The 16004-nt window shown below is 61.3% G+C and carries 16 protein-coding genes and 1 pseudogene; 6 read left to right on the plus strand and 11 right to left on the minus strand.

What is annotated here, in order from left to right:
* Window position 1 precedes the first annotated feature (1 nt).
* Window positions 2–466 (plus strand): TIGR02444 family protein, encoded by a 465-nt coding sequence (locus H045_RS19945; RefSeq protein WP_041931538.1) that lies wholly within the window; start codon window positions 2–4, stop codon window positions 464–466.
* Here the strand turns inward: H045_RS19945 and H045_RS19950 are convergent.
* Window positions 463–1542, minus strand: a complete 1080-nt coding sequence (locus H045_RS19950; protein ID WP_015373271.1) for an AlgP family protein — start codon at window positions 1540–1542, stop codon at window positions 463–465. The genes H045_RS19945 and H045_RS19950 overlap by 4 nt on opposite strands.
* Before the next feature lie 192 nt (window positions 1543–1734).
* On the opposite strand from H045_RS19950, the gene H045_RS19955 reads away from it, so the two are divergent.
* Window positions 1735–2412 carry an FKBP-type peptidyl-prolyl cis-trans isomerase gene (locus H045_RS19955; RefSeq protein ID WP_015373272.1) on the plus strand — a complete coding sequence of 226 codons (678 nt, stop codon included), beginning with the start codon at window positions 1735–1737 and terminating at the stop codon, window positions 2410–2412.
* Between the two features lie 51 nt (window positions 2413–2463).
* On the opposite strand, the gene H045_RS19960 is transcribed toward H045_RS19955, so the two are convergent.
* From H045_RS19960 to H045_RS25905, 8 genes and pseudogenes are all read right to left on the minus strand, one after another.
* Window positions 2464–2922: an Rsd/AlgQ family anti-sigma factor gene (locus H045_RS19960; RefSeq protein WP_003231536.1), complete on the minus strand. Its 459-nt coding sequence runs from the start codon at window positions 2920–2922 to the stop codon at window positions 2464–2466.
* A gap of 209 nt (window positions 2923–3131) precedes the next feature.
* Window positions 3132–3650 (minus strand): disulfide bond formation protein B, encoded by a 519-nt coding sequence (locus H045_RS19965; protein WP_003231537.1) that lies wholly within the window; start codon window positions 3648–3650, stop codon window positions 3132–3134.
* A gap of 236 nt (window positions 3651–3886) precedes the next feature.
* Complete coding sequence (locus H045_RS19970) at window positions 3887–5128, minus strand: heme biosynthesis protein HemY (RefSeq protein ID WP_015373273.1); 1242 nt, start codon at window positions 5126–5128, stop codon at window positions 3887–3889.
* A 5-nt stretch (window positions 5129–5133) separates the two neighbouring features.
* A complete protein-coding gene (locus H045_RS25570; protein ID WP_015373274.1) occupies window positions 5134–6249 on the minus strand; it encodes a uroporphyrinogen-III C-methyltransferase in 1116 nt (371 codons plus the stop codon).
* An 18-nt stretch (window positions 6250–6267) separates the two neighbouring features.
* Window positions 6268–7026, minus strand: a complete 759-nt coding sequence (locus H045_RS25575; RefSeq protein WP_015373275.1) for a uroporphyrinogen-III synthase — start codon at window positions 7024–7026, stop codon at window positions 6268–6270.
* The gene (hemC, locus tag H045_RS19985) at window positions 7023–7964 is read right to left on the minus strand and encodes a hydroxymethylbilane synthase (RefSeq protein ID WP_003231543.1); all 942 of its coding nucleotides are present in this window, start codon (window positions 7962–7964) and stop codon (window positions 7023–7025) included. The genes H045_RS25575 and hemC overlap by 4 nt, the downstream gene beginning before the upstream one ends.
* Before the next feature lie 129 nt (window positions 7965–8093).
* A complete protein-coding gene (locus H045_RS19990; protein WP_015373276.1) occupies window positions 8094–8840 on the minus strand; it encodes a LytR/AlgR family response regulator transcription factor in 747 nt (248 codons plus the stop codon).
* Window positions 8837–8971: pseudogene (locus tag H045_RS25905) on the minus strand (sensor histidine kinase); the annotation flags it as partial. The gene H045_RS19990 and the pseudogene H045_RS25905, both read right to left, overlap by 4 nt.
* A 369-nt stretch (window positions 8972–9340) precedes the next feature.
* Between H045_RS25905 and argH the strand changes: the two are divergent.
* Window positions 9341–10735 carry an argininosuccinate lyase gene (gene argH / locus H045_RS19995; RefSeq protein WP_003231547.1) on the plus strand — a complete coding sequence of 465 codons (1395 nt, stop codon included), beginning with the start codon at window positions 9341–9343 and terminating at the stop codon, window positions 10733–10735.
* A gap of 327 nt (window positions 10736–11062) precedes the next feature.
* Here argH and H045_RS20000 read toward each other — a convergent pair whose 3' ends face one another.
* A complete protein-coding gene (locus H045_RS20000) occupies window positions 11063–11722 on the minus strand; it encodes a glutathione S-transferase family protein (RefSeq protein WP_015373277.1) in 660 nt (219 codons plus the stop codon).
* A 124-nt stretch (window positions 11723–11846) separates the two neighbouring features.
* Here H045_RS20000 and H045_RS20005 point away from each other — a divergent pair, with 124 nt between their 5' ends.
* From H045_RS20005 to H045_RS20015, 3 genes are all read left to right on the plus strand, one after another.
* Window positions 11847–12131 (plus strand): hypothetical protein, encoded by a 285-nt coding sequence (locus H045_RS20005; protein WP_003231551.1) that lies wholly within the window; start codon window positions 11847–11849, stop codon window positions 12129–12131.
* A gap of 94 nt (window positions 12132–12225) precedes the next feature.
* Entirely contained in the window at window positions 12226–12477 is a 252-nt protein-coding gene (locus tag H045_RS20010) for a TIGR02647 family protein (protein ID WP_003231553.1), read from the plus strand.
* Between the two features lie 168 nt (window positions 12478–12645).
* Window positions 12646–15486 carry a class I adenylate cyclase gene (locus tag H045_RS20015; RefSeq protein WP_003231555.1) on the plus strand — a complete coding sequence of 947 codons (2841 nt, stop codon included), beginning with the start codon at window positions 12646–12648 and terminating at the stop codon, window positions 15484–15486.
* Here the strand turns inward: H045_RS20015 and rnk are convergent.
* Window positions 15483–15896 carry a nucleoside diphosphate kinase regulator gene (gene rnk / locus H045_RS20020; protein ID WP_015373278.1) on the minus strand — a complete coding sequence of 138 codons (414 nt, stop codon included), beginning with the start codon at window positions 15894–15896 and terminating at the stop codon, window positions 15483–15485. The two genes, H045_RS20015 and rnk, sit on opposite strands and share 4 nt — an antisense overlap.
* Window positions 15897–16004 lie beyond the last annotated feature (108 nt).

Here is a 16004-nt window from a genome sequence, read left to right on the forward strand (position 1 = left end):
TATGTGCGCTGACCTGTGGAGCTTTGCCCTCTCGACCTACGCTCGCCCCGGCGTCGAGGCCGCGTGCCTGCACTTGCAGGAGCGCGGCGCGGATGTGTGCCTGTTGCTGTGTGGCGCGTGGCTGGAAGCTCGCGGTGTGGCGCCGGTGGCAGAACGTCTGGAGGCATTGCAGCAGCTTGCTCGTCCGTGGCGCCAACAGGTTGTCGAGCCGTTGCGACAGTTACGTGTGCAATGGCGCGACCTGGCGCAGCTGGACGATCAACTGGAGACCTTACGCACGGGGGTCAAGACGCTGGAATTGGAAGCGGAACGAGCACTGCTGACGCGCCTGGAACAACTGGCGCAGGGCTGGCCGAAGGATGGGGCGAGGGGTCAATACGGATGGCTGGAAGGCCTGGCGACCGAAGTCGCCAACCTTGACCACAACGCGCTACAGATACTGCGCGTGGTGGTTGCCAGCACTTAGGACGCGCTGGTTGGCGTGGCGCTTGGCGCTACCGGTGCAGAGGTGCTGCTGGCCGGTGCGGTTGGAGCGGTGGAAGCTGTCGACGTAGCAGCCGATGCTGCGGGCTTGGCAGGTGCTGGTTTGGCAGCGGCAGGCTTGGCGGCTGGTTTGGCAGCAGTCGTTTTAGCAACTGGCTTGGCAGCTGGTTTCGCAGCAGCGGTTTTAGCGGCTGGCTTGGCGGCCGGTTTTGCAGCAGCAGTTTTGGCAACTGGCTTGGCGGCTGGTTTTGCAGCAGCGGTTTTAGCGGCTGGCTTGGCAACCGGTTTTGCAGCAGCGGTTTTGGCGGCTGGCTTGGCGACCGGTTTTGCAGCAGGGGTTTTAGCGGCTGGCTTGGCGGCTGGTTTTGCAGCAGCGGTTTTAGCGGCTGGCTTGGCGGCTGGTTTTGCAGCGGTTTTAGCGGCTGGCTTGGCGGCCGGTTTTGCAGCAGCGGTTTTAGCGGCTGGCTTGGCGGCCGGTTTTGCAGCAGCAGTTTTGGCAACTGGCTTGGCAGCAGCGGTTTTGGCGGCTGGCTTGGCGGCTGGTTTTGCAACAGCGGTTTTGGCAACTGGCTTGGCAGCGGTTTTAGCCGGTGCCTTCGCTGCAACAGCCTTGCTCGCAGGCTTTTTAGCCGTGCTTGCTGCAACCGCTTTGGCTGGCGTACGCGCACCCAGGGCCTTGGCTACGGCTTCTTTCACACGACCAACGCCCTGGGCCAGTTTCAGGCTTTCCTGAGCGTCTTTTTTCAGTTGGGAAATGTAGGTGCGGGTCTCAGCCTGGCGATCTTTGAGAGCGTCCAGCAAGTCCTCGAGTTCTTTGACTGCGTCTTTGGCCTTGGCTTGCGCCTTGGACTTGCCGGCAGTGGCGGCGTCTTGCAGTTTGGTGCGGGATTTGTGCAGCTTTTCTTGCGCTTTGCCGCGTTGTTTTTCCAGTTTGGCGAGCAGTTTTTCTGCATCGGCCAAGGCCTGGGCACAAGCGCTTTCCAGATGTTCGAGCAGGCTGCCCGACAGTTGTTGGAGCAAATGCAACGGGGTATTAACAGGCTTCTGTTTGGCCGACATGGTTTACCTCCTGACTGACGTGGGTGCGGCTCATACTAGCCCTCTGCTCTTACCGCCGCTAGCGCATGTTGACAGTATCGATTGACTTGCGTTGCGCCCTGCGAAAATTCTTATCGACCTGACCGGAATCCACGACACTTTTTACCCTTCCACGCTGGCATAATCCGTCGCACTTTCGGCGGGAGCATACCCATGTCGCGTTACCTTTTTCTTGTGCTTGGCTTGATGGTTGGCGGGGCTGACGCGAGCGAGCAATCGCCGCCCGGCGCTGCAAGCCAAGACAAGCATGACCTCGCGTACAGCCTGGGCGCCAGTCTTGGTGAACGGCTGCGCCAGGAGGTCCCCGACCTGCAGATACAGGCATTGATCGACGGCCTCAAACAAGCCTATCAAGGCAAGCCGTTGGCGCTGGACAGCGCGCGTATCGAAAAACTGCTTGCCCAGCACGAGGCACAAACTGAAGCCGATGCGCAGGCGCCTCAAAGTGAAAAGGCGCTGGCCGCAGAGCAACACTTTCTCGCCAGGGAAAAAGCCGCGCCCGGTGTGCGCGAATTGGCGGACGGAATCCTGCTCACGGAGCTGACGCCGGGCACCGGCAACAAACCGGCAGCCAGCGACCAGGTACAGGTCAAATACGTGGGTCGTTTGCCCGATGGCACGGTGTTCGATCAGAGCACGCAGCCGCAGTGGTTTCGCCTGGACAGCGTGATCAGCGGCTGGCGCAGTGCGTTGCAGCAGATGCCGGTGGGCGCAAAATGGCGCCTGGTGATTCCCTCGGCGCAGGCCTATGGCGCTGACGGTGCGGGTGAGTTGATCGCGCCCTACACGCCGCTGGTGTTTGAGATCCAATTGTTGGGCACGCGTCATTGAGCCCAAAAAAAAACGGTGCGACATGCGCACCGTTTTTGTTACCGCCAAGGTTCAGGCCTGGGTAACAGCCTCGTCCTTGTGAGCGTTGTGCAGCACTTCGATCAGGCAATCTTCCAGTTCGAAACGCTCATGCAACAGTGCGCCCAGCTCTTTGAATTTTTCAGCAACACATTTGCCCGCATCACACAGGTCATTGAAGGCAACAAGCTTCTCAGTGATCGCGTCGAGGCGAGGATACAGCGTGTCTGCCAGCTCCAACCCACGCTCATCACCGAAGGCTTCCGCTTCCTTGGTCAATTGATCGTAGACGCCGAAATGGCCGGCTGACACGTAGTCCATCAGCACACCGCAGAAGTCCTGCAGCAATTCGCCGTTCTCGGCCAGCGCGTCGGGCTTGGCACCAAGCGCATCAAAGGAGCGAATCAGTTCGTGACGCGCCTTCAACCAGCTGTCTATCAGCTTGTGCACCCCACCCCAGCGCTCCTGGGCATTCCGGCAACTTTCCAACATGATGATCTCTCTTCCCTAGGGGATGCGTTCGCCTTGTGCCGCGCAACACTCAACGGTGAAGCGCCGGCGATACAAAGCTGCAACTTACAATCGGTTTCGATAACGCGTGCGGGCCAGATTATGCCCGCATGACTATGGCTTCAAGGTACGCAGGACAGAAAGTTCATACAAGCGTTTAATCCCGTCCTACGAATCGCCCTGCCCCGTCGCTACCTCGCGACAACTGCTCGGCGACTGAACAACAGCGGTGAAAACTGCAGGATGCCCAGGATCAGCATCGCTACGAAAAACAACAGGCTCCACTCTGGAAGGCTCAGGTCAAACAGTGTCCAGTTGATCTCGACGCAATCGACGGTGCCTCTGAACGTCAGTTGCAACGCCTGCCATGGCGACAGGTTTTCAATCATGTATTGCAGGTTCGGCCAGCAGTCGCCGGTCTGCTCCGGTGCGGCATTCTGCAGCAGCACCTGGCGCGCGGCGGTAACGGCACCGAGTACTGCGCAGCTCATGCTCGCCAGGCCGTAGAGGTAGCTGGCAGAACGCTTTGGATTATGGAGCGCGGCGACCAGATTGATCAGCATGAAGGTCGCCAGCAAAATGCGTTGCACCTGGCACAGGAAACAAGGCCGCAGCAACGCGCCGTACTCAAGATAAAAAGACGCACCCAACGTCAGCGCACCGGCCACGAAGGCCAGAAGAAACAAGGAGCGTGAAGGGGCCAAAGACATTGTTATCCGTACCGCAAGAGATAGGTCGTTACGGTAGAGGAAAGTCCTGCCGCCTTTCAATACGCGCCGGGGCAGACAATTCCGCGAGAACGCAGGGATATGCCGTCAGACCCTGGATGACTTCAAGAAGCTGTCAGTAGGAATTTACTACACAGCGACCTGAACCCAGGTTTTACGCGGCAATCGATGGGTTGGCCCTCAGAATCGCCTGAACCAACCCACATCATCTTTCCTACTTAAAACGTTGCAGGGACTGGCAAGGGTGACGCCAGAAGGCGGCTGTCCAGCAAGCCCAGCCCTTCCTGGAACAATTGATTGCTGCGCTCGGTATCACCCAGTTGAGCCAACAGGCGTGCCAATTCAGCGCAGGCTTCAGGATTGCGCTGCACCTGCAGACTGCTTTCCAGATAGTCACGCGCCTTGCCCCACAGACTGTTCTGCAGGCACAGGCGACCCAATGTCAGCAACAGGCTGGCATCAGCGGGATGGTCCTTGAGCCAGCCTTCGGCAAACTTCAATTGCCGTGCCGGATCGCTGCCGCGCAGCAAACCGTAGAGTCGGATCAGATGACTGTCATAGCCGCGCTTGATGGCACCGCGCAAGGCTTCCTCGGCTTGCGCATCAGCACCCAGCTGGCGCAGTTGCTCAGCGTAGGCCAATACCAGTTGCGGCTCCTGACGCTGGGCGGAAGTCAGCTGTTGCCAAGCCCGCTCAAGCGACTGCAACCCCGCTTCGCCCTGCTCTTCGCGCTGAACGGCCAGCCCCAGGTTTTCACCCCAGGCGCGGCGCTCCAGCTCGGCCAACTCGGCAGCAGGCAGCACCTTGTCCTTGCGTAACTCGGGCAGCAACCGGATCACCGATGACCAATCGCCGCGCTGCTGATGCAGACGCTGCAACTGACGCAGCACCTGCGCGTTGTGAGGATGACGCTCATGCATGGCCTGCAGGGTGGTCAGCGCGCCTTCGGTATCGCCGCGATCCATCTGCAACTGTGCATGGCTCAAAGCGACCGCCAGTTCGGCTTGGGGCTGACGCTCCAGCGCGCGCTCCAGCAGGCTGTCGCACTCTTCATAACGCCCTTGCTCGTTGGCGGCACGGGCGGCGCCGAGGTAGTACAGCAATGGCTGGCGCTCTGCCTCGGCTGCGCGGTGCAGGTGGCGCTCGGCGCTGGCCCAACGGCCTTCGGCGAGGTCCATCTGACCTTGTTCGATTGCAATCTGCACGCGACGGCTGCGATTACGCCGCGACCACGGGTTGACCACACCGCTGGAGGTCATCACCAGACTCAGCAATAGCCGCAGCAGGTAGATCACCAGACCGATCACAAAGATCGCGACCAACGTGGCCCACAGGCTCGACTCGTAATGCAGCAGGTGCGGATAGGTAATCAGCACGTAGCCGGTGTGTTTCGAAATGCCCACGGCCAGAGCGAGGGCAATGGCAATCGCCAGCACCAGGATCACATAGAAACGCTTCATCGGCTCTACTCCTGGGTCGCCGGCTTGCTCGCCGACGCCTTGGCCTCATCGGCAGACAAATGACGACGCTCGAGGTAGGCCTGCACGGCAGCCAGACTCGCCGCCAGGTCCGGTGTCACCACCGAGACAGCCTTGGGCTCAAGCTCGGCGATACGCGCCAGCATGGCCTTGCTCTGCGGATTGTCCTGATTGAAGTTGTCCTGCAACACGCTGCGCGCCTCACCCAGCGAGCGGCTGTACACCGCCGATTCGCCATTGAGTGCTGCCCATTGCGCCTGCTCCAGGGCCAGGCTCAGGGCCAGCCGCACTTGGTTCAGGCCTTGACCTGCCAGCAATGGGCGAATCGTGTCGTCAGGGTTGAAGTTGATGCGGAAGTAACGGGAAATCTGTTCCCACCACTGGCTTAGGCGATTTTGCGTATCGTCGGTAGGGCGCCCTTGGGAGGCGGGCTCGGTGAGTGAGTACTCCGGCGCGATGGCCGACAGTTGCACCACCTGGTCACGCAGTGCTGCCAATTGCAGGTACAACCCGGTGCGGTCCGGTTGCTCGGTGCTGCGCAGTGCCGCCAGGCTCTTGGCCAATTGTTCACGGGCGGCGTAGGCACCCGGATCGCTCTGTTCGCGCAGGATTTCGTCGGCACCCTGGACCAGCGACTGGGCACTGTTGATGTCCTGCAGGGCGGAAAGGCGCAGGCTCGCCAGACGGATCAGGTGCTCGGCTTCAGCCAGGCGCCAATCCTTGCGGCTGGCGCCCAGCACGGTTTCCAGGCGCTGGTTCAGACGCTGCTGATCACCCTGCAATTGGGCAACCAGACGTCGACGCTCTTCCAGCTCATCCACAGCCGGTAATTGCGCCAGGCGCGAGGCCAGTTGCTGCTGGCTTTGCTTGAGGCTCTGGGACTGGTCATCAAGGGTCTGCACCTGGCCCAGCTGTTGCTGGATGCTGGCTTGCAGTGCACGCACCTGCCACACCCCCCAGCCGCCAACGGCAACGCCTGCGGCACCGAGCAGCAAGGCGACGATTGCCAGGCCATTACCACGGCGTGGCGCGGTAACCGGTGTCTCCACCGGCGCATCGAGCGCGGGCTGAGTCTCATCTTTAGGCAAGGCTGTTTCGCTCACGTATCCGTCCTTTGCGTATCAGAGAGTGGGAACGGGATAGCTCCGTAACGCCACTAACAACGCCGCGGCACTCGCGCCGCGACAATCCACAACTTTTTCTGCGCCAGCAGCCTGCGCCATCTCACAGACTCGCGGGCTGGGCACGAACAACGGCAACTGCGCCACCAGCGGCCAATCAGCGCCCGCCAGGGCCTGCAGGTGTGTAAAACCCTGCCCACTGCTGACCACCAGCCCGTTCAAGCGTTCCAACCGGATGCGTTGCATCAGCACGCCCGAATCATAGGTCGGAAGAAAACGCCGATACAATTCCAGATAGTCGACACTAGCACTTCTGGCGCGCAAACACTGCGCGAGTAACTCCCTTCCGCCTTCGCCGCGCAGGATCAACACCCTTGCACCGAGGCGCGCGACAGCGGCCTGCAAGGCGGGCAATGCGAGCAAGGCTTCACTGTCATCGCCGGTTTGCGGACAGTGCACCGTGAGCCCCTGATCGGCCAGCACCTGCGCCGTCGCGGCCCCCACGCTGAACCACGGCACTTGCCGCCAATGAGGCTGAAGCTGTTGCAGGGCAATGCGTGCGGCCGGCTTGCTCACCACGATGATCGCGCAATAGCGGCCCAGGTCGCGAAACACCGCCTGCTGCTCGGATGTGACGGGCAACGGTTCGATGTCCAGCAAGGGCAGGCTGCTGCTGAAAATACCGGCGTCGGCCAGCGACGCCGCCAGGGCCGTCGATTCCTCGGCCGGCCGCGTCAGCAGCACACGCCAGCCGCTCACTGCGGCCCGGCCTCGCCGTAGACTTTTTGCAGAATGGCGCCAGCGCCTTTTTCGAGCAGCTCTTCGGCCACCTGGATGCCTAGCGCCGTTGCCTCATGTTGCGGTCCGCGCGTCTCGGCGGTGAGCAGCAAGCCACCGTCCGGGTCGCCAACCAGCCCGCGCAACCACAGGTTTTCGCCCTCAAGCACCGCGTAGCAGGCGATGGGCACCTGGCAACCGCCATTGAGATGTTTGTTCAGGGCGCGCTCGGCGGTGACCCGCACCTCGGTGTCCTGGTGATCCAGCGGCTTGAGCAGCGCATGGATTTCGCTGTCGGCGGTACGGCACTCGATGCCCACCGCGCCCTGTCCGCCGGCAGGCAGGCTGTCTTCGACGCTGATCGCCGAGGTGATGCGGTCTTCGAAGCCCAGGCGGATCAAGCCGGCCGCCGCCAGGATGATCGCGTCATATTCACCGGCGTCCAGCTTGGCCAGGCGCGTGTTGACGTTGCCCCGCAGAAAGCGGATTTGCAGGTCCGGGCGACGCGTGAGCAACTGGGCCTGACGGCGCAGGCTCGATGTGCCGACGATGCTGCCAAGGGGCAGCTCATCCAGGGATGCATAGGTATTGGAGACGAACGCATCACGCGGGTCTTCACGCTCGCAGATACAAAAAAGGCCCAGGCCTTCAGGGAAGTCCATGGGCACATCTTTCATCGAATGCACGGCAATGTCGGCGTGGTTTTCCAGCAGTGCGGTTTCCAGTTCCTTGACGAACAGCCCCTTGCCGCCAATTTTGGACAGAGGCGAATCGAGCAGCTTGTCGCCGCGACTGACCATGGGCACCAGGCTCACCTTGAGGCCCGGATGGGCCAGTTCAAGGCGGGCCTTGACGTATTCGGCCTGCCACAAGGCCAGGGCACTTTTACGGGTGGCGATGCGGATTTCGCGAAGAGACATTGAACAATCCGTACTGGGTAGATACGGCAGATAATAACAGCTCAGGCCAATATGCTTTGACTTGAATCAGCACGCGCGGGGCCTCCCTGACCGCGTCGCACCTGAATCAGCAATGCAGGCAACGCCTGGCTAAAGCTGCTGCATCATCTTGCGCACACCAGCGACATGGCGCCGACTCACGATCAACGCATCGCCATTAAGCCCTTTGAGGAACAGTTGAAAGTGCCCCAGCGGCGTGCGCTGCAAACGCTCGATACGCTCACGGGCAACCAGCGCGTTGCGATGGATGCGCACGAAGCGATCGCCGAACTCATCCTCAAGCGCCTTGAGCGGCTCGTCGAGCAACACTTCGCCGGCCTCGTGACGCAAGGTCACGTACTTGTGATCCGCAATAAAATAGACCACCTGGTCCAGGGGAATAAGTTCGATGCCTTTGCGGGTGCGTGCGCTGATGTGACTGCGCGGTCCGTTACCGCTTTGAGCGGCAGGCTGAGTCAGGGCAGACAGTTGGAGGCGGTTCGGGCGCTCGGCTTTTTTCAGGGCCTTGAGCAGGCCTTCGCCGACCACGGGCTTGGTCAGAAAGCTCACACCGCTGTCTTCCAGGGTCTGCGCAGAAAACTCTTCCTCGGCCGCGCACAGCACCACCGCCGGGGGTGATTCGCGCTCGCTCAGGCGGGCCGCGACTTGCAGGCCATCAAGGCCAGGCATGCGGATATCGAGCAGCACCACATCGGGCTTGAGGCTGTCGATCAGCGTCAACGCCTCTTCGCCGGTGGTGGCGCTCGGCTCCAGGACGGTATAACCCTCGAGCTCTTTGACCAGACGGCTCAGACGCTCGCGGGCTTGGGGTTCGTCATCAACGATCAGGACATTCATATTGCGCTGGATTCCTGCGTGAGTCTCGCACAAGGATAGCGTAGACAGGTGCGGTGACTTGCGTCACAGCGATCCACGCTAAGACTGGTGCGAACGGCAAAAAGTGCCCCGGCAGCGGCACCCATGTTTACCCGGACCTGTTCACTGGCGCCCAGGACCTGCTGCCTCCGGGCATCGTCGTGGGGTTTGCTGATACACAATCCGAATACCCTCTTTTTCAATAGACAGTCAGGCTCTGACCGCATCACCCGACTTTGGTGCATTCGTACACTGTCAGTCCAACTGTAGACGCTCGCCAAGACGATATTGCTCAATCGTCAAATATCGTATCAATAAGCCCGCGCTTGCAGTCTCGTCCCGGACGCGGTCGTCGGCAAGGCGCTTAGCCACCTCTGACGCAAATAAAAATGCCGATCACCCGCAGCACCGCCTCCACGGGCAACCCTGTTATTATCGGCGCCACACTCCAAGCCTCTTTCAAGCAGACCACGAGCGAATCCATGAGCACCGACAAGACCAACCAGTCCTGGGGCGGCCGCTTCAGTGAACCCGTCGACGCCTTCGTCGCCCGCTTCACCGCCTCCGTAAATTTCGACCAGCGTCTGTACCGCCACGACATCATGGGCTCCATCGCCCATGCCACGATGCTGGCCAAGGTCGGCGTACTGACTGACGCCGAGCGCGACAGCATCATCGACGGCCTGACCACCATTGGCGGCGAGATCGAAGCCGGCACATTCGACTGGCGCGTCGACCTGGAAGACGTGCACATGAACATCGAAGCGCGCCTCACGGATCGCATCGGCGTGACCGGCAAGAAGCTGCACACCGGCCGCAGCCGTAACGACCAGGTAGCCACCGATATCCGCCTGTGGCTGCGCGACGAAATCGACCTGATCCTGGCTGAAATCACCCGTCTGCAAAAGGGTCTGCTGGAACAGGCCGAACGTGAATCGGACACCATCATGCCCGGTTTCACCCACCTGCAAACCGCGCAGCCAGTGACCTTCGGCCACCACCTGCTGGCCTGGTTCGAAATGCTCAGCCGCGACTACGAGCGCCTGGTGGATTGCCGCAAGCGCGCCAACCGCATGCCGCTGGGCAGCGCTGCGCTGGCCGGCACCACGTACCCCATCGACCGCGAGTACACCGCGCAGCTGCTGGGTTTTGATGCGGTGGGTGGCAACTCTCTGGACGGCGTGTCGGACCGTGACTTCGCCATCGAATTCTGCGCCGCCGCCAGCATCGCGATGATGCACCTGTCGCGGTTCTCCGAAGAGCTGGTGCTGTGGACCAGTGCGCAATTCCAGTTCATCGACCTGCCGGACCGCTTCTGCACCGGCAGCTCGATCATGCCGCAAAAGAAAAATCCCGACGTGCCCGAGCTGGTGCGCGGCAAAAGCGGCCGCGTATTCGGCGCGCTGATGGGCCTGTTGACCCTGATGAAAGGCCAGCCTCTGGCCTACAACAAGGACAATCAGGAAGACAAGGAGCCGTTGTTCGACGCCGCCGACACCCTGCGCGATTCGCTGCGCGCGTTCGCCGACATGATCCCGGCCATCAAGCCCAAACACGCAATCATGCGTGAAGCGGCCTTGCGCGGTTTCTCCACCGCGACAGACCTGGCGGACTATCTTGTGCGCCGTGGCCTGCCGTTCCGTGACTGCCACGAAATCGTCGGGCATGCGGTGAAGTACGGCGTGGACAGCGGCAAGGACCTGGCGGAAATGAGCCTGGAAGAACTGCGCCAGTTCAGCGACCAGATCGAGCAAGACGTGTTCGCCGTGCTGACCCTGGAAGGTTCGGTGAATGCCCGCAACCACATCGGCGGCACCGCGCCGGCACAGGTGAAAGCTGCGGTCACGCGCGGCCAGGCATTGCTCGCCAGCCGCTGAGAACAGTGCAGGCAAGCAGCTCCCACCCTGGAATGCAGTCCAGGTGTGGGAGGGGCTTGCTCCCGATGGCGTCGGCCCAGCAAACATTGATGTTGACTGACGCACCGCTCCCACAGTTAAGGAAAATGTGTGGGCTTATTGTGGCAAGCGGGCTTGCCCCGCGTTAGGGTGCGAAGCGCCCCCAATCCAGCAAAACGCGGTGTACCTGATACGGCTTAGCGCCTGGTTTTGGGGCTGCTGCGCAGCCCAACGCAGGACAAGCCTGCTCGCCACAGGGAATTTGCGCTTAACTGAACGGCATCAGGGATTGCCCGCTCTCACACTGGATTACTTCCTCGCCGCTATCATCGCCAGAAACGCCGGCATCGCCGCCTGCCGGTCTGCCTCGACCTTTCGCGCATTCGGCATATCGTTCAGCCGCTCAAGCAGCGCCTTCGCATTCGGTAACTCGGCCAGCAAATCCAGGCCAAACAGCTTCTCGCCCACGCCATATGCCAGGTTCAAGCTGTACATGAAATACAGGTCGGCAATCGTGAAGCTCTCCCCCGCGACATACGGCGCAAACTTGCCGTGACGCCCCAGAGAACCAACGCCCAACAGTAACTCGGCGCGGGATTTTTCCTTGATCGCCTCCGGCACCGTCATGCCAAAAAATGCCTCGGCGAAACATGCGCGGGCGGGCAACTCGATGTACAGCTCGATTTCCCGACACAGCGCCAGCACCTGGGCCCGCGCGAAGGGGTCGCCCGGCAGCAACGCCGGCCCTTCCTGGGTTTGCTCGATGTATTCGAGAATCACGCTGGTTTCGTTGATAAAACCCTGTTTCACCTCCAGCACCGGCACCTTGCCGCGCGGGCTGACCGTCAGGGTCTCCTCCGTTTGCCCAGCGTAAAAAGGCACTTCTTCAAAGGGCAATCCCTTTTCCAACAGCGCCAGCTTGACCATGTTGTAGTAGTTGCTGACCGAAAATCCGTAAAGCTTGAGCATCGCAAAGCCTCCAGGCCGTGTGCGGGGTTGGCTGCAAGGGTTATAGATCCTCGCGCCCCGCCTGACCAGCAGCATCACCCACCTGAATGGAGGTAGACTGCGCCCTTTCCTTGAGGAGCCTGCCATGAGCGAGCCAACCGACATCGACAACGACGAAGAAGAATTTACCGAAAACACGCTGATCGAAGCGATCGAAAACCAGATCGAAAGCGACAACCCGCCGGCTGCCAAAGCCGTGTTCAACAAGCTGACGCTGGTGGGTTACGAGCGCGAAGACATCCTTAATTTGATGGCCCACGTGCTGGCATTCGAGATCGACGCAATGCTGGACGAAGACCGCGCCTTCGATACCGACTGGTACGAAACAGCATTGCGGGCGCTGCCTGAGCTGCCGCCGGAAAAGGAATAACCCCGGCACGCAGCAACACGCTGGACAGTTCGGCAAAGTGCGTTCACCTTATGGCCTGCTAGCCTCTAATAAATTTAGAACGTCTGGAGTCCTTATGTCGTATACCCCTGAGTTGGTTGCCGAACTGGAAATCCTTGCACTCTTCAACCTGGACAGCTCCCAGGAAGGCCTGAAAGTCCATCAGACCGCCGCCCCCACTGCCGTTGCCGCCGCCAGGCGCCTGTTTGACAAAGAACTGATTACCCAGCCCGATGGTGGCTATCTGACCAGCCTTGGTCGCGATGCCGCCGAACACGCCCAGGGGCTGCTGACCATCCTGAGCACCGCCCAAAAAGAAGCCGCCTGACACCTGATACCGCCCATGGAGTCCGCTGCCTGCGGATTCCGCGGGCGTTGCCGTGGGTGAGCGAAAATTCTGACACTAAACATCACTCCCCTCTAAAACTCCTGCGCTTCTGACTGTAGACTCCTACACGGCCGCCCGCGTCGGGCTCTGCGAGCCACCGAGTTCGACATGACCCGCACCCATGAAATCCGCCCTGACCTGGACGAGGGCATCGACCGCAAGGTGCTGGCCCAACTGCGTGGGCGCTTCATGGCGCTCAACGAAGGTCGCATGGCGCGTGCCGTCGAAGGTCTGACGCCGCGCCAGCACAGCGTATTGACGCTGCTGCCGCTGTTTTTCCATGTCAACCATCCGCTGTTGCCCGGCTACGTGTCGGGCAGCACGCCGGCCGGGCTGTCGAATTTCGAACCCGATGCTCAGGCCTTGGCCGAAGCTCAGCGCCTGACCCGTTCGTTCTCCTACAAACCGCGCCCTGGCAACCAGCCCAGGCCGATCCATGGCTTATTCCTGATGGGCAGCCTGGGCACCCTGGCCCAGGCGGATCAGAGCGACATGGATGTGTGGGTGTGTCATGCCGCAGACCTTGGCGACACCGAACTGGCCGAGTTGCGCAAGAAATGCCAACTGCTGGAGGCCTGGGCGTTGACCTTGGGCGCCGAGGCTCATTTTTTCCTGATCGAGCCGACGCGGTTTGTGCTGGGTGAGCGCGATACGCAACTGAGTTCCGACGATTGCGGCACCACTCAGCACTATCTGCTGCTGGACGAGTTCTACCGCACCGCCATCTGGCTGGCCGGGCGCACACCGATCTGGTGGCTGGTGCCGGTGTACGAAGAATCGCGCTATGCGGAGTTCACCCACACCCTGATTTCCAAGCGTTTTATCCGCGCCGATGAAACCCTCGACCTCGGCCACCTGGCGCGCATTCCCCCGGGCGAATTCATTGGCGCCGGCCTCTGGCAGCTGTTCAAGGGCATCGAGTCACCCTACAAGTCGCTGCTCAAGCTGCTGTTGACCGAGGTCTACGCCAGCGAACACCCGAACGTGGATTGCCTGAGCCTGCGCTTCAAACGCGCCGTGTTCGCCGACCGTATGGACCTGAATGAGCTGGACCCGTACATCGTGGTATACCGCCGTATCGAGGAATACCTCAACGCGCGCAACGAACCCGAACGCCTGGAGCTGGTACGACGCGCGCTGTACCTGAAGGTCAACCGCAAACTCAGCGCCGGCCAGCGCGCCGCCAGCTGGCAACGCTTGCTGCTCGAGCGCCTGGCCGATGAGTGGGGCTGGGACACGCGCCAACTGGCCCTGCTGGACAGCCGCAGCCAGTGGAAAGTGCGCCAGGTCGCGGCCGAGCGCCGCGCCCTGGTCAACGAGCTCAATTACAGCTACCGGTTCCTGACCCAGTTCGCACGCACCGAACACACCGTTAGCCTTATCAACAGGCGCGACCTCAATGTACTGGGCCGGCGCCTGTACGCGGCGTTCGAGCGCAAGGCCGGCAAGATCGAATTCATCAACCCCGGTATCGCCCCGGACCTGGCCGAAGACACGCTGACGCTGGTGCAGTCGCCAAACCGCAAGGAGCCCGGACATCATGTCTGGGGCCTGTACAACGGCAGTCTCACTGCCTTGGAATGGGAGCACTTCGCACCGATCAAGCGCAGCCGTGACCTGCTCGAAATGCTCACCTGGTGCCACCGCAACGGCGTGATCGACAGCAGCACGCGCCTGGCCCTGCACCCGGGCACCAGCGACATGACCGAGTTCGAGCTGTTCAACCTGCTGGGCAGCCTGCAGCAGACCCTCCCCCTGCCCTTGCCCAGCGTCGATGAAACCCGCCTGCTGCGCTCGGCGGTGCCCGACGAGGTGCTGCTGCTGATCAACGTCGGCGTCGACCCGCTCAAGCATCACCGCGACCTGAATATCCTGATGACCACCGAGCGCACCGACTCCCTGAGTTACGCCGGTGTACGCGACAACCTGGTGCTGACGCTGGACCAGATCACCCTCAACAGCTGGAACGAGGTGATGGTCAGCCGTTACGACGGCCCCCACGCGTTGCTCGATTGCCTGCGCGACTACCTCAACCAGTTGCCCGCAGATCACCTGCCGCGCCTGCGCGTGCGTTGTTTCTGCCACAACCGGGCACCGTTCATTGCCCAGCGCGTGGAGGATATTTTCGACACCGCGCAGCACTTGATGCTGGGACAGTCCAACCACCGTTATTTGTTGCAGGTGCAGCAGCACTATCACGTGATGGAATTGACGCCCGGCCAGGCCAACCACGTGTCGCTGCCCACGCAGCAGGCACTGATCGCCTACCTCAGCGAAGAACTGGCCAGCTACAGCCCTTGGCATCTGGATGCCATGGCCCTGGACGATCACGACCTGGCGTTGCTGCTGCCGATGGGCCTGGCCGATTGCGTGCAGGTGTTCTACCGGGTCAACGAAGGCTTCGCCGAGCTGTATGTGCTGGATGAGTTCAACGCGCTCTGGCAACAGCGCTTGCCGTTCCATGACGAGCAGAGCCTGCTGGCGCCATTGCAGCGCTTTCTGCAATCGATCCTCTATCGGCGCGAAGCACTATCGCCGCTGGATCCCCAGCAACCGCAGGGCGCAGTCCACGTCCTGTATTACCAACTGCTGCCTTCGGGCAGCAACCGTGCGCGCGGCGTCGAGCCGCGTCCGGCACCTTCGACGCCGGCCAACAAGTCTTTTTATGAGGTGCAGGCAATCATCGCCAGGGCGGCGCCAGGCCAAGTGGGCATTACGCTCTACTGCAATCAGCGGGAGTTTTGCGAGCTGGAATTCGGCGATCAGCTGTTCATCGTGGTCGCCCGGGAAATCGTCGGGCAACGTCGGGAAACCGAGCGCTACCGCTGCTACATCACCGACCTCGACCTGTCCGGCCTGCTCGGTGATGTGCAAAGTCCGAGCAACCTCTACCTGCGCTACAAGACCGAACTGGAACTGTCACTGAACGAGGCGCTCAGCCAGATTTAAAGCGGAAATGCGCCACCGTCTTTTGGCTTGCCTTCAACGTTGAGCAACTCCAGCTTGAGGGTCTTGCCGCCGGGCGCCGGCCAGTCGATGTGCTGGCCAACCTGCAGACCGAGCAGCGCGCTGCCGACCGGCGCGAGGATCGAAACCTTACCCTCGTCGGCATTCGCGTGCTTTGGGTACACCAGGGTCAGGTGGTAATCCTTGCCGCTGCCTTGCTCACGGCAATGCACGCTGGAGTTCATGGTCACGACCCCCGCAGGCACTTCATCGTGGCCAACCACCTCTTCGGCACGGTCGAGTTCGGCTTGCAACGCTTCGACACCGGGAAACTCGTCGCCCAGGCGATCGATCAGTTGCTCCAGACGCTGCACGTCAAGACGGGTGAGGATGATGGACGGTGCGGTGGTCATGATTCAGGCAGACTCCTTTTTTCTGCACAAAAAAGCAAAACCCCGCCAGGAAAGGCGGGGTTCTCACGAGCCTCGATGGGTTGAGGCGTAGGCCGGACACTAACACAG

This window comes from Pseudomonas poae RE*1-1-14 (genome assembly GCF_000336465.1).
Classification (GTDB): Bacteria; Pseudomonadota; Gammaproteobacteria; order Pseudomonadales; family Pseudomonadaceae; genus Aquipseudomonas; species Aquipseudomonas poae.

Coding starts and splice junctions, on each gene's coding strand:
- H045_RS20005 (WP_003231551.1), top strand. CDS start 11,847: ATGAGCGAGCCAACCGACATCGACAACGACGAAGAAGAATTTACCGAA.
- H045_RS19950 (WP_015373271.1), bottom strand. CDS start 1,542: ATGTCGGCCAAACAGAAGCCTGTTAATACCCCGTTGCATTTGCTCCAA.
- hemC (WP_003231543.1), bottom strand. CDS start 7,964: ATGTCTCTTCGCGAAATCCGCATCGCCACCCGTAAAAGTGCCCTGGCC.
- H045_RS20010 (WP_003231553.1), top strand. CDS start 12,226: ATGTCGTATACCCCTGAGTTGGTTGCCGAACTGGAAATCCTTGCACTC.
- H045_RS20015 (WP_003231555.1), top strand. CDS start 12,646: ATGACCCGCACCCATGAAATCCGCCCTGACCTGGACGAGGGCATCGAC.
- H045_RS19945 (WP_041931538.1), top strand. CDS start 2: ATGTGCGCTGACCTGTGGAGCTTTGCCCTCTCGACCTACGCTCGCCCC.
- H045_RS19960 (WP_003231536.1), bottom strand. CDS start 2,922: ATGTTGGAAAGTTGCCGGAATGCCCAGGAGCGCTGGGGTGGGGTGCAC.
- rnk (WP_015373278.1), bottom strand. CDS start 15,896: ATGACCACCGCACCGTCCATCATCCTCACCCGTCTTGACGTGCAGCGT.
- H045_RS19970 (WP_015373273.1), bottom strand. CDS start 5,128: ATGAAGCGTTTCTATGTGATCCTGGTGCTGGCGATTGCCATTGCCCTC.
- H045_RS19965 (WP_003231537.1), bottom strand. CDS start 3,650: ATGTCTTTGGCCCCTTCACGCTCCTTGTTTCTTCTGGCCTTCGTGGCC.
- H045_RS19990 (WP_015373276.1), bottom strand. CDS start 8,840: ATGAATGTCCTGATCGTTGATGACGAACCCCAAGCCCGCGAGCGTCTG.
- argH (WP_003231547.1), top strand. CDS start 9,341: ATGAGCACCGACAAGACCAACCAGTCCTGGGGCGGCCGCTTCAGTGAA.
- H045_RS19955 (WP_015373272.1), top strand. CDS start 1,735: ATGTCGCGTTACCTTTTTCTTGTGCTTGGCTTGATGGTTGGCGGGGCT.
- H045_RS20000 (WP_015373277.1), bottom strand. CDS start 11,722: ATGCTCAAGCTTTACGGATTTTCGGTCAGCAACTACTACAACATGGTC.